Origin of the sequence: Shinella sp. S4-D37, from assembly GCF_040812195.1 — a bacterium.
GTDB lineage: Bacteria > Pseudomonadota > Alphaproteobacteria > Rhizobiales > Rhizobiaceae > Shinella.
Genome location: NZ_JBFNXL010000005.1, coordinates 2,051,743 through 2,064,245, shown reverse-complemented (window position 1 = coordinate 2,064,245; position 12,503 = coordinate 2,051,743). Strand labels below are relative to the sequence as shown.

The window sequence follows — 12,503 nt, the reverse complement described above, 5'->3', positions numbered from 1 at the left end:
AGGAGCGACGATGGCTCAGACCCTTTCGTTTAACGGTCGTAGGCGCGTACGCAAGTTTTTTGGAAAAATCCCCGAAGTCGCAGTCATGCCGAACCTCATCGAGGTTCAGAAGGCATCCTACGACCAATTCCTGATGGTCGAAGAGCCCGCCGGCGGTCGCCCGGACGAGGGCCTTCAGACCGTTTTCAAGTCGGTCTTCCCGATCACCGATTTCTCCGGCGCTTCCATGCTGGAATTCGTCTCCTACGAATTCGAGCAGCCGAAGTTCGACGTCGAGGAATGCCGCCAGCGTGACCTGACCTATGCAGCGCCGCTCAAAGTGACGCTGCGCCTCATCGTGTTCGATATCGACGAAGATACGGGCGCCAAGTCCATCAAGGACATCAAGGAACAGAACGTCTACATGGGCGACATGCCGCTCATGACCGACAACGGCACGTTCATCGTCAACGGCACCGAGCGCGTCATCGTTTCCCAGATGCACCGTTCGCCGGGCGTGTTCTTCGACCACGACAAGGGCAAGAGCCATTCCTCCGGCAAGCTGCTCTTCGCGGCCCGCGTCATCCCCTATCGCGGTTCCTGGCTCGACATCGAGTTCGACGCCAAGGACATCGTCCATGCGCGCATCGACCGCCGCCGCAAGATCCCCGTCACCTCGCTCCTTATGGCGCTCGGCATGGACGGCGAAGAGATCCTGTCGACCTTCTACACGAAGTCGCTCTACCAGCGCGACGGCGAAGGCTGGCGCGTACCCTTCAACCCGGACGCGCTGAAGGGCCAGAAGGCCGTCTCGGACATGGTGGACGCCGATACCGGCGAAGTCGTCGTTGAGACCGGCAAGAAGCTGACGCCGCGCCTTCTCAAGCAGCTCTCCGAAAAGGGCCTCAAGGCCCTCAAGGCGACGGACGAAGAGCTTTACGGCAACTACCTCGCCGAAGACGTCGTCAACTATTCGACGGGCGAGATCTATCTCGAAGCCGGCGACGAGATCGACGAGAAGACCCTGCCGGTCATCCTGGCGGCCGGTTTCGACGAGATCCCGGTCCTCGACATCGACCATATCAATGTCGGCGCCTATATCCGCTCCACGCTCGCCGCGGACAAGAACGAGAACCGCCAGGACGCGCTGTTCGACATCTACCGCGTCATGCGCCCGGGCGAGCCGCCGACCATGGATTCGGCCGAAGCCATGTTCAACACGCTGTTCTTCGATGCGGAGCGTTACGACCTCTCCGCCGTCGGCCGCGTGAAGATGAACATGCGTCTCGACCTCGAGGTCGCCGACACGGTCCGCACGCTGCGCAAGGAAGACATCCTCGCCGTCGTGAAGATGCTGGTCGAGCTGCGTGACGGCAAGGGCGAGATCGACGACATCGACAACCTTGGCAACCGCCGCGTCCGGTCGGTCGGCGAACTGATGGAGAACCAGTACCGTCTCGGCCTCTTGCGCATGGAGCGCGCGATCAAGGAACGCATGTCCTCGATCGAGATCGACACGGTCATGCCGCAGGACCTGATCAACGCGAAGCCGGCGGCTGCCGCCGTTCGCGAATTCTTCGGTTCCTCGCAGCTCTCGCAGTTCATGGACCAGGTGAACCCGCTTTCGGAAATCACCCACAAGCGCCGTCTCTCGGCCCTTGGCCCGGGTGGTCTGACCCGCGAGCGCGCGGGCTTCGAAGTCCGCGACGTTCACCCGACCCATTACGGCCGCATTTGCCCGATCGAAACGCCGGAAGGCCCGAACATCGGTCTCATCAACTCGCTTGCGACCTTCGCCCGCGTCAACAAGTACGGCTTCATCGAAAGCCCGTACCGCAAGATCGTCGACGGCAAGGTCACGAACGACGTGGTCTACCTCTCCGCCATGGAAGAGGCCAAGTACCACGTCGCCCAGGCCAACTCGGTGCTCGAAAGCGACAGCTCGTTCGCTGAAGAGTTCGTCGTCTGCCGTCACGCCGGCGAAGTGATGCTCGCCCCGCGCGACCAGATCAACCTGATGGACGTCTCGCCGAAGCAGCTCGTTTCGGTCGCGGCCGCGCTCATCCCGTTCCTTGAGAACGACGACGCGAACCGCGCGCTCATGGGCTCGAACATGCAGCGTCAGGCCGTGCCGCTGCTGCGCGCCGAAGCCCCGTTCGTCGGCACCGGCATGGAGCCGGTCGTCGCCCGTGACTCGGGCGCCGCCATCGCGGCCCGCCGCGGCGGCGTCGTCGACCAGGTCGACGCGACCCGTATCGTTATCCGCGCCACCGAGGACCTCGATCCGTCGAAGTCCGGCGTCGATATCTACCGGCTGCAGAAGTTCCAGCGTTCCAACCAGAACACCTGCGTCAACCAGCGCCCGCTGGTCACCGTCGGCGACGTTCTGAACAAGGGCGACATCATCGCGGACGGTCCGTCGACCGACCTCGGGGACCTGGCTCTCGGCCGCAACGCGCTCGTCGCGTTCATGCCGTGGAACGGCTACAACTACGAAGACTCGATCCTCATGTCCGAGCGCATCGTCTCGGAGGACGTGTTCACCTCGATCCACATCGAGGAATTCGAAGTCATGGCCCGCGACACGAAGCTCGGCCCGGAAGAAATCACGCGCGACATTCCGAACGTCTCGGAAGAAGCGCTGAAGAACCTCGACGAAGCCGGTATCGTCTATATCGGCGCAGAGGTTCAGCCGGGCGACATCCTGGTCGGCAAGATCACCCCGAAGGGCGAAAGCCCGATGACGCCGGAAGAAAAGCTCCTGCGCGCCATCTTCGGTGAAAAGGCCTCCGACGTTCGCGACACCTCCATGCGCATGCCGCCCGGCACCTTCGGCACGGTCGTCGAAGTTCGCGTCTTCAACCGCCACGGCGTGGAGAAGGACGAACGCGCGATGGCGATCGAGCGGGAAGAGATCGAGCGTCTGGCCAAGGACCGTGACGACGAGCAGGCGATCCTCGACCGCAACGTCTACGGTCGTCTGGTCGACATGCTGCGCGGCCACGTCGCCGTCGCCGGCCCGAAGGCCTTCAAGAAGGGCACCGAGCTGTCGAACGCCGTCGTTTCCGAATATCCCCGCTCGCAGTGGTGGATGTTCGCCGTCGAGGACGAGAAGGTCCAGGGCGAGATCGAAGCGCTCCGCGGCCAGTACGACGAATCCAAGTCGCGCCTCGAACAGCGCTTCATGGACAAGGTCGAGAAGGTCCAGCGCGGCGACGAGATGCCTCCGGGCGTCATGAAGATGGTCAAGGTCTTCGTCGCCGTGAAGCGCAAGATCCAGCCGGGCGACAAGATGGCCGGCCGTCACGGCAACAAGGGCGTGGTCTCGCGCATCCTGCCGATCGAGGACATGCCGTTCCTCGAAGACGGCACGCATGTCGACATCTGCCTCAACCCGCTGGGCGTGCCCTCGCGCATGAACGTCGGCCAGATCCTCGAAACCCACCTTGCCTGGGCTTGCGCCGGCATGGGCAAGAAGATCGGCGACCTGCTCGACGAGTACCGCAAGACGATGGACATCTCGGACCTGAAGCGCGAGCTGACGGAAGTCTACGAGAGCGAAGCCAAGGACGAAGTCGCGCATTTCAACGACGAAGCCCTGGTCAAGCTCGCCGAGCAGTCCCGCAAGGGCGTTTCCATCGCGACCCCGGTCTTCGACGGTGCGCATGAGCCGGACGTCGCCAGCATGCTGGAGCGCGCGGGCCTCAACTCCTCCGGCCAGTCGGTTCTCTACGACGGCCGCACGGGCGAGGCCTTCGACCGCAAGGTCACGGTCGGCTACATGTACATGATCAAGCTGAACCACCTTGTCGACGACAAGATCCACGCACGCTCGATCGGCCCGTACTCGCTCGTTACCCAGCAGCCGCTGGGCGGCAAGGCGCAGTTCGGCGGACAGCGCTTCGGGGAAATGGAAGTCTGGGCGCTCGAAGCCTACGGCGCCGCCTACACGCTGCAGGAAATGCTGACCGTGAAGTCGGACGACGTGGCGGGCCGCACCAAGGTCTACGAGGCGATCGTGCGCGGCGACGACACGTTCGAGGCGGGCATTCCCGAGAGCTTCAACGTTCTCGTCAAGGAAATGCGCTCGCTCGGCCTGTCGGTCGAACTCGAGAACTCCAAGGTCGATCCGAACGCGGAAGCCGGCCAGCTTCCCGACGCGGCGGAATAAGCCTGATCAGGTGCGCGCCTAAGAGGCGCGCACCGTTTCCGCTCCCGCCGGAAGGCCGGGGGCGGCTCATCCGTTTCAAGCAGCCTTGCGGCACCCGGGTATCGCCGCAATCGGCTGCTAAGCAGAGGGCCATTGGCCCACGAAGGAGATAGGCATGAACCAAGAGGTCATGAACCTTTTCAACCCGCAGGTGCCTGCGCAGACGTTCGATTCCATCCGTATCTCGATCGCGTCTCCGGAAAAGATCCTTTCCTGGTCGTACGGCGAGATCAAGAAGCCGGAAACCATCAACTACCGCACGTTCAAGCCCGAACGCGACGGTCTGTTCTGCGCGCGCATCTTCGGGCCGATCAAGGACTACGAGTGCCTGTGCGGCAAGTACAAGCGCATGAAGTACAAGGGCATCATCTGCGAGAAGTGCGGCGTCGAAGTCACGCTGTCGCGCGTTCGCCGCGAGCGCATGGGCCATATCGAGCTCGCCGCGCCCGTCGCCCATATCTGGTTCCTGAAGTCGCTGCCGTCGCGCATCGCCACGCTCCTCGACATGACGCTGAAGGATGTCGAGCGCGTTCTCTATTTCGAGAACTACATCGTGACGGAGCCGGGCCTCACCGCGCTCAAGGAAAACCAGCTTCTTTCCGAAGAAGAATACATGATCGCCGTCGACGAATATGGTGAAGACCAGTTCACGGCGATGATCGGCGCCGAGGCCATCTACGAGATGCTCGCCTCGATGAATCTGGAAAAGATCGCGGGCGACCTGCGTTCGGACCTGGCGGACACCACGTCGGAGCTGAAGCAGAAGAAGCTGATGAAGCGCCTGAAGATCGTCGAGAACTTCATGGAGAGCGGCAACCGTCCGGAATGGATGATCATGAAGGTCGTTCCGGTGATCCCGCCGGACCTGCGCCCGCTCGTCCCGCTGGACGGCGGCCGTTTCGCGACGTCCGACCTCAACGATCTCTACCGCCGCGTCATCAACCGCAACAACCGTCTGAAGCGCCTCATCGAGCTGCGCGCACCGGGCATCATCATCCGTAACGAGAAGCGCATGCTTCAGGAATCGGTTGACGCCCTGTTCGACAACGGCCGCCGCGGCCGCGTCATCACCGGTGCCAACAAGCGCCCGCTGAAGTCGCTGTCCGACATGCTCAAGGGCAAGCAGGGCCGCTTCCGCCAGAACCTGCTCGGCAAGCGCGTCGACTATTCCGGCCGTTCGGTCATCGTGACGGGTCCGGAACTGAAGCTGCACCAGTGCGGCCTGCCGAAGAAGATGGCGCTCGAACTCTTCAAGCCGTTCATCTACGCTCGCCTCGACGCGAAGGGTTTCTCCTCGACCGTCAAGCAGGCCAAGAAGCTGGTCGAGAAGGAAAAGCCGGAAGTCTGGGATATCCTCGACGAGGTGATCCGCGAGCATCCGGTTCTCCTGAACCGCGCGCCGACGCTGCACCGCCTGGGCATCCAGGCCTTCGAACCGATCCTGGTCGAAGGCAAGGCGATCCAGCTGCACCCGCTCGTCTGCACGGCCTTCAACGCCGACTTCGACGGCGACCAGATGGCCGTCCACGTCCCGCTCTCGCTGGAAGCCCAGCTTGAGGCGCGCGTGCTGATGATGTCGACGAACAACATCCTGCATCCGGCGAACGGCGCACCGATCATCGTTCCCTCGCAGGACATGGTTCTCGGCCTCTACTACCTGTCGATCCTGAACCAGAACGAGCCGGGCGAAGGCATGGCCTTCTCCGACATGGGCGAACTGCACCACGCTCTGGAAAACAAGGTCGTCACGCTGCATGCGAAGATCCGCGGCCGCTACAAGTCGGTCGACGGCGAGGGCAAGCCCTACACCAAGATCTTCGAGACGACGCCCGGCCGCATGATCATCGGCGAATTGCTGCCGAAGAACGGCAACATCCCGTTCGACATCTGCAACCAGGAAATGACCAAGAAGAACATCTCCAAGATGATCGACACGGTCTACCGTCACTGCGGCCAGAAGGACACGGTCATCTTCTGCGACCGCATCATGCAGCTCGGCTTCAGCCACGCCTGCCGCGCCGGCATCTCGTTCGGCAAGGACGACATGGTCATTCCGGACACCAAGGCGAAGATCGTCGGCGACACCGAAAATCTCGTCAAGGAATACGAGCAGCAGTACAATGACGGCCTGATCACCCAGGGCGAGAAGTACAACAAGGTCGTCGACGCCTGGGGCAAGGCCACCGAAAAGGTCGCGGAAGAGATGATGGCGCGCATCAAGGCCGTCGAATTCGACCCCGAGACCGGCCGCCAGAAGCCGATGAACTCGATCTACATGATGAGCCACTCGGGCGCCCGCGGTTCTCCGAACCAGATGCGCCAGCTGGGCGGCATGCGCGGCCTTATGGCGAAGCCGAGCGGCGAGATCATCGAGACACCGATCATCTCGAACTTCAAGGAAGGCCTGACCGTGAACGAGTACTTCAACTCGACGCACGGCGCCCGCAAGGGTCTGGCGGACACCGCCTTGAAGACCGCGAACTCCGGCTACCTGACCCGCCGTCTCGTCGACGTCGCGCAGGATTGCATCGTCACGCATGTCGACTGCGGCACCGACAAGGGCCTCACCATGACGGCGATCGTCGATGCCGGCCAGGTCGTGGCCTCGATCGGCACCCGCGTTCTCGGCCGTACGGCTCTGGACGATATCGATCATCCGGTCACGGGTGAGCGCATCGTCGATGCCGGCAAGATGATCCTCGAAGCCGACGTCGTGGCGATCGAGAAGGCTGGCATCCAGTCGATCCGCATCCGCTCGGCGCTGACCTGCGAGATCCAGACCGGCGTCTGCGGCGTATGCTACGGTCGAGATCTTGCACGCGGCACGCCCGTCAACATGGGCGAGGCCGTCGGCGTCATCGCGGCGCAGTCGATCGGCGAACCAGGCACCCAGCTCACCATGCGTACCTTCCACCTTGGCGGCACGGCGACCGTGGTCGACCAGTCGTTCCTGGAAGCCTCGTATGAAGGCACGGTGCAGATCAAGAACCGCAACATGCTGCGCAATTCCGACGGCACACTCGTCGCGATGGGCCGCAACATGGCGATCACCATCCTCGACGAGCGCGGCGTGGAACGCTCCTCGCAGCGCGTCGCCTACGGTTCGAAGATCTTCGTCGACGATGCCGACAAGGTGAAGCGCGGCCAGCGTCTCGCCGAGTGGGACCCCTACACCCGTCCGATGATGACGGAAGTCGAGGGCACCGTTCACTTCGAAGACGTGGTCGACGGTATCTCGGTTCTGGAATCGACGGACGAATCCACCGGCATCACCAAGCGTTCGGTCATCGACTGGCGCTCGACGCCGCGCGGTACGGACCTGAAGCCGGCGATCATCATCAAGGACAAGAATGGCGCCGTCGCCAAGCTGTCCCGCGGTGGCGAAGCCCGCTTCCTGCTCTCGGTCGACGCGATCCTCTCGGTCGAGCCGGGCCAGAAGGTCTCGCAGGGTGACGTTCTTGCCCGCTCGCCGCTGGAAAGCGCCAAGACCAAGGACATCACCGGCGGTCTGCCGCGCGTTGCCGAACTGTTCGAAGCCCGTCGTCCGAAGGACCACGCCATCATCGCGGAGATCGATGGTACGGTTCGCTTCGGCCGCGACTACAAGAACAAGCGTCGCGTGATGATCGAGCCGGCGGAAGACGGTGTCGAGCCGGTCGAGTACCTGATCCCGAAGGGCAAGCCCTTCCACCTTCAGGACGGCGACTATATCGAAAAGGGCGACTACATCCTCGACGGCAACCCGGCGCCGCACGACATCCTGGCGATCAAGGGCGTGGAAGCACTCGCTTCCTACCTCGTGAACGAAATCCAGGAAGTCTACCGTCTGCAGGGCGTGGTGATCAACGACAAGCACATCGAGGTGATCGTTCGCCAGATGCTGCAGAAGGTCGAGATCACGGATGCCGGCGACTCGAACTACATCGTCGGCGACAACGTCGACCGGATCGAGCTGGAAGACGTCAACGACGGCCTGATCGAGGAAGGCAAGAAGCCGGCTTACGGCGATCCGGTCCTCCTCGGCATCACCAAGGCGTCGCTGCAGACCCCGTCGTTCATCTCGGCCGCATCCTTCCAGGAGACCACCAAGGTCCTCACGGAAGCTGCGATCGCCGGCAAGACCGATGGCCTGCAGGGCCTCAAGGAGAACGTCATCGTCGGCCGCCTCATCCCGGCCGGCACCGGCGGCACCATGACGCAGATCCGCCGCATCGCGACGGCCCGCGACGAGATGATCCTCGACGAGCGCCGTAAGTCGACCGGCGCCGGCGTTGCAACCCCGATGCTGGCGGACCTCGCCGGCGGCGAGAACGCAGCGGCCGAGTAAGGTTGCAGGGCAGGGCGGTTCGCTGCCCTGTCGTCCCAGACAAAAAAGCCGCCCGGTGGTCGCCGGGCGGCTTTTCTGTCTTCAGGCGGCGGGATCATGCGAAGCGGATGATCGCCACTTCCCCTTCGAGCGCGCCCTTGTAGGCTGAGGCATGCGGCTCGTCTTCGGGCGTGCCGGTCAGCGTGCCGATCTGGTCGAGGTCGGCCTCGAGGAAGCCTTCCTCGGAGAGTGCGTTCAGCGCCTCGCGCACGGCGGTGTCGTCGTCGGGCGCGCGCAGCATGACGTGGATGTCGATACCCTCGTCGCCCTCCCGCTCGTAGGCCTTGCCGATGATGATGAAGACCATCGGGTCGTCGAGCGTGTTGTCATTATCGGCATTGGACGGCATGGGCGTTCCTTTCGGGTCGATGATACCGGTTCCTATAAAGGGTAGGGCGGGCGAGCCCAAACGCAAAATCGGGGCCGGCCGGAAAAGGTGATGGAAGGGAATCAGTGGATGCATCCGGCGCCTGCCGACCCTTCCGGTTGATTCCGTCTTCACGCTTTCTTAATATCGTGCGGCGATGACGGTTCGGTCTGAAATCTCCTCGCACCTGGCAGGGAAGGGCGCTGAAAGCCCTGCTTTTCAGGCGGGCCAGCCATGCGGCCCCGGGATTCTTTCGCCCCGCCCCTTGACCTTTTGCCCTTAAGTCAGTAGACCGCACGCCATCAGAGCCTATGTGAGGCTGGCTGGTTCGGAACGACTCGTTCTGAAGTTCGCCTCAAACAGGGCTCGACGCACGTTGAGAACATGAATGCTGCACGCATGACGCGGTTATATCGCGTCCTCTGCCTATGGAGGTCGTCTGCAGAAGCGGATCGGCCTCTTATTGCGCATGAACACGCGTGTGGCCATGTATCCGCCCGCAAGGGTAAACGAGACTAGATTTGCAAGGGATGGTTCTATGCCTACCGTAAACCAGTTGATCCGCAAGCCGCGCCAGGCGTCGGTAAAGCGCAACAAGGTTCCTGCTCTGCAGGAAAACCCCCAGAAGCGCGGCGTCTGCACCCGCGTCTACACGACGACCCCGAAGAAGCCGAACTCGGCTCTGCGTAAAGTCGCCAAGATCCGCCTGACCAATGGCTTCGAAGTCATCGGCTATATCCCGGGCGAAGGCCATAACCTGCAGGAACACTCCGTCGTCATGATCCGTGGCGGCCGCGTGAAGGACCTTCCGGGCGTGCGCTACCACATCATCCGCGGCGTTCTCGACACCCAGGGCGTCAAGAACCGCAAGCAGCGCCGCTCCAAGTACGGCGCGAAGCGTCCGAAATAATACAGTAACCGGCGCCATTTCGCTGGTCGGAACCATTTGAAGAAAGACGAAAAGTATGTCCCGTCGCCATAGAGCAGAAAAGCGCGAGATCAACCCGGACCCGAAGTTCGGCGATCTCGTCGTCACCAAGTTCATGAACGCCATCATGCTGGACGGCAAGAAGTCCGTCGCCGAAACGATCGTTTACGGCGCCTTCGATGTCGTTCAGGGCAAGGCAAAGGCCGATCCGCTCGGCGTGTTCCATTCGGCTCTCGACAACGTCGCGCCGCACGTCGAAGTGCGCTCGCGCCGCGTTGGTGGTGCGACGTACCAGGTTCCGGTCGACGTTCGTCCGGAGCGTCGTCAGGCTCTGGCCATCCGCTGGCTGATCGCTGCTGCCCGCAAGCGTAACGAAACGACCATGGTCGAGCGCCTTTCCGGCGAACTCATGGACGCAGCGAACAACCGCGGCAGCGCCGTCAAGAAGCGCGAAGACACGCACAAGATGGCCGACGCCAACCGTGCGTTCTCGCATTACCGCTGGTAACCGAAACTAGACGTCTCGAAAGGAGTCCGTTAATGGCTCGCGAATACAAAATCGAAGACTACCGAAATTTCGGTATCATGGCGCATATCGACGCCGGCAAGACGACGACGACCGAACGCATCCTCTACTACACCGGCAAGTCCCACAAGATCGGCGAAGTCCATGACGGCGCCGCCACGATGGACTGGATGGAGCAGGAGCAGGAACGCGGCATCACGATCACGTCCGCTGCCACCACGACCTTCTGGAAGGGCCGTGACGGCAAGACCCGTCGCTTCAACATCATCGACACCCCCGGCCACGTCGACTTCACCATCGAAGTCGAGCGCTCGCTGCGCGTGCTCGACGGCGCGATCGCCCTTCTCGATGCCAATGCCGGCGTAGAGCCGCAGACGGAAACCGTCTGGCGTCAGGCCGAGAAGTACAACGTTCCGCGCATGATCTTCTGCAACAAGATGGACAAGACCGGCGCGGACTTCTACCGCTCGGTTTCCATGATCAAGTCGCGCCTCGGTGCGACCGCCGTCGTCATGCAGCTGCCGATCGGCGCTGAAAGCGACTTCAAGGGCGTCATCGACCTCGTCGAGATGAACGCACTCGTCTGGCGCGACGAATCGCTCGGCGCGCAGTGGGACGTCGTCGAGATTCCGGAAGACATGAAGGAAAAGGCCGAGGAGTACCGCGAGAAGCTCATCGAGACCGTCGTCGAGATCGACGAGGCCGCGATGGAAGCCTATCTCGAAGGCAACTACCCGGACAACGAAAAGATCCGCGAACTCGTTCGCCGCGGCACCATCGAGGTGAAGTTCCACCCGATGTTCTGCGGTACGGCGTTCAAGAACAAGGGCGTTCAGCCGCTGCTCGACGCCGTCGTCGACTACCTGCCGTCGCCGGCCGACATCCCGGCGATCAAGGGCATCGACGTGAAGACGGAAGCCGAGATCGAGCGTCATGCAGACGACGCCGAGCCGCTCTCCATGCTCGCGTTCAAGATCATGAACGACCCCTTCGTCGGTTCGCTCACCTTCGCCCGCATCTATTCCGGCAAGCTCGAAAAGGGCACGTCGGTCATGAACACGGTCAAGGAAAAGCGCGAGCGCGTCGGCCGCATGCTGCAGATGCATTCCAACTCGCGTGAAGACATCGAAGAAGCCTTTGCAGGCGACATCGTCGCTCTCGCCGGCCTCAAGGACACGACGACGGGCGACACGCTCTGCGATCCGCTGAAGCCGGTCATCCTGGAGCGCATGGAATTCCCCGAGCCGGTCATCCAGATCGCGATCGAGCCGAAGACCAAGAACGACCAGGAAAAGATGGGCCTCGCGCTCAACCGTCTCGCGGCCGAAGACCCGTCCTTCCGCGTCAAGACCGACGAGGAATCCGGCCAGACGATCATCGCGGGCATGGGCGAACTTCACCTCGACATCATCGTCGACCGCATGCGTCGCGAGTTCAAGGTCGAAGCAAACGTCGGCGCCCCGCAGGTCGCCTACCGCGAGACGATCACGCGCAAGACCGAGAAGGACTACACGCACAAGAAGCAGACCGGTGGTACCGGCCAGTTCGCCCGCGTGAAGCTCGTTTTCGAACCGAACCCGGAAGGCGAAGATTTCGCATTCGAATCCAAGATCGTCGGCGGTGCTGTTCCGAAGGAATACATCCCGGGCGTCCAGAAGGGTATCGAAAGCGTTCTGTCCTCCGGTCCGCTCGCAGGCTTCCCGATGCTCGGCGTCAAGGCGACGCTCATCGACGGCGCCTTCCACGACGTCGACTCCTCGGTCCTCGCCTTCGAAATCGCCTCGCGTGCCTGCTTCCGTGAAGCATCCCGCGAAGCCGGCGCCCAGCTGCTGGAGCCGATGATGAAGGTCGAAGTCGTGACGCCGGAAGACTATGTCGGCGACGTCATCGGCGACCTGAACTCCCGTCGCGGCCAGATCCAGGGCCAGGAATCGCGCGGCGTCGCCGTCGTGATCGCCGCCAACGTGCCGCTGGCCAACATGTTCAAGTACGTGGACAACCTGCGCTCCATGTCGCAGGGCCGCGCCCAGTACTCGATGGTCTTCGACCACTATGCGCCGGTTCCCTCGAACGTCGCGCAGGAAATCCAGGCAAAGTACTCCGGTCAGAAGTGACCGGGGTACGCCC

6 protein-coding genes are annotated in these 12,503 nt (G+C 62.5%); 5 read left to right on the top strand and 1 reads right to left on the bottom strand.

The window, feature by feature from the left end; genetic code table 11:
• The first annotated feature begins 10 nt into the window (after window positions 1-10).
• The gene (gene rpoB / locus AB3G45_RS17515; RefSeq protein ID WP_367831755.1) at window positions 11-4,150 is read left to right on the top strand and encodes a DNA-directed RNA polymerase subunit beta; all 4,140 of its coding nucleotides are present in this window, start codon (window positions 11-13) and stop codon (window positions 4,148-4,150) included.
• Window positions 4,151-4,304: 154 nt separating this feature from the next.
• Complete coding sequence (rpoC, locus tag AB3G45_RS17510) at window positions 4,305-8,516, top strand: DNA-directed RNA polymerase subunit beta' (protein WP_367831754.1); 4,212 nt, start codon at window positions 4,305-4,307, stop codon at window positions 8,514-8,516.
• A 94-nt stretch (window positions 8,517-8,610) separates the two neighbouring features.
• Here the strand turns inward: rpoC and AB3G45_RS17505 are convergent, their stop codons facing one another.
• Complete coding sequence (locus AB3G45_RS17505) at window positions 8,611-8,904, bottom strand: transcriptional regulator (RefSeq protein WP_367831753.1); 294 nt, start codon at window positions 8,902-8,904, stop codon at window positions 8,611-8,613.
• Between the two features lie 556 nt (window positions 8,905-9,460).
• On the opposite strand from AB3G45_RS17505, the gene rpsL reads away from it, so the two are divergent.
• The 3 genes from rpsL to fusA are packed head-to-tail and all read left to right on the top strand — an operon-like array spanning window position 9,461 to window position 12,490.
• Window positions 9,461-9,832 carry a 30S ribosomal protein S12 gene (rpsL, locus tag AB3G45_RS17500; RefSeq protein WP_022719193.1) on the top strand — a complete coding sequence of 124 codons (372 nt, stop codon included), beginning with the start codon at window positions 9,461-9,463 and terminating at the stop codon, window positions 9,830-9,832.
• A gap of 55 nt (window positions 9,833-9,887) precedes the next feature.
• The gene (rpsG, locus tag AB3G45_RS17495) at window positions 9,888-10,358 is read left to right on the top strand and encodes a 30S ribosomal protein S7 (RefSeq protein ID WP_023516514.1); all 471 of its coding nucleotides are present in this window, start codon (window positions 9,888-9,890) and stop codon (window positions 10,356-10,358) included.
• Between the two features lie 32 nt (window positions 10,359-10,390).
• Window positions 10,391-12,490 (top strand): elongation factor G, encoded by a 2,100-nt coding sequence (fusA, locus tag AB3G45_RS17490; protein WP_367831752.1) that lies wholly within the window; start codon window positions 10,391-10,393, stop codon window positions 12,488-12,490.
• Window positions 12,491-12,503: the final 13 nt, after the last annotated feature.

What these genes read in the sequence shown, in the direction of transcription:
- fusA (WP_367831752.1), top strand. Translation starts at nt 10,391, where the DNA reads ATGGCTCGCGAATACAAAATCGAAGACTACCGAAATTTCGGTATCATG.
- rpoC (WP_367831754.1), top strand. Translation starts at nt 4,305, where the DNA reads ATGAACCAAGAGGTCATGAACCTTTTCAACCCGCAGGTGCCTGCGCAG.
- rpoB (WP_367831755.1), top strand. Translation starts at nt 11, where the DNA reads ATGGCTCAGACCCTTTCGTTTAACGGTCGTAGGCGCGTACGCAAGTTT.
- rpsG (WP_023516514.1), top strand. Translation starts at nt 9,888, where the DNA reads ATGTCCCGTCGCCATAGAGCAGAAAAGCGCGAGATCAACCCGGACCCG.
- rpsL (WP_022719193.1), top strand. Translation starts at nt 9,461, where the DNA reads ATGCCTACCGTAAACCAGTTGATCCGCAAGCCGCGCCAGGCGTCGGTA.
- AB3G45_RS17505 (WP_367831753.1), bottom strand. Translation starts at nt 8,904, where the DNA reads ATGCCGTCCAATGCCGATAATGACAACACGCTCGACGACCCGATGGTC.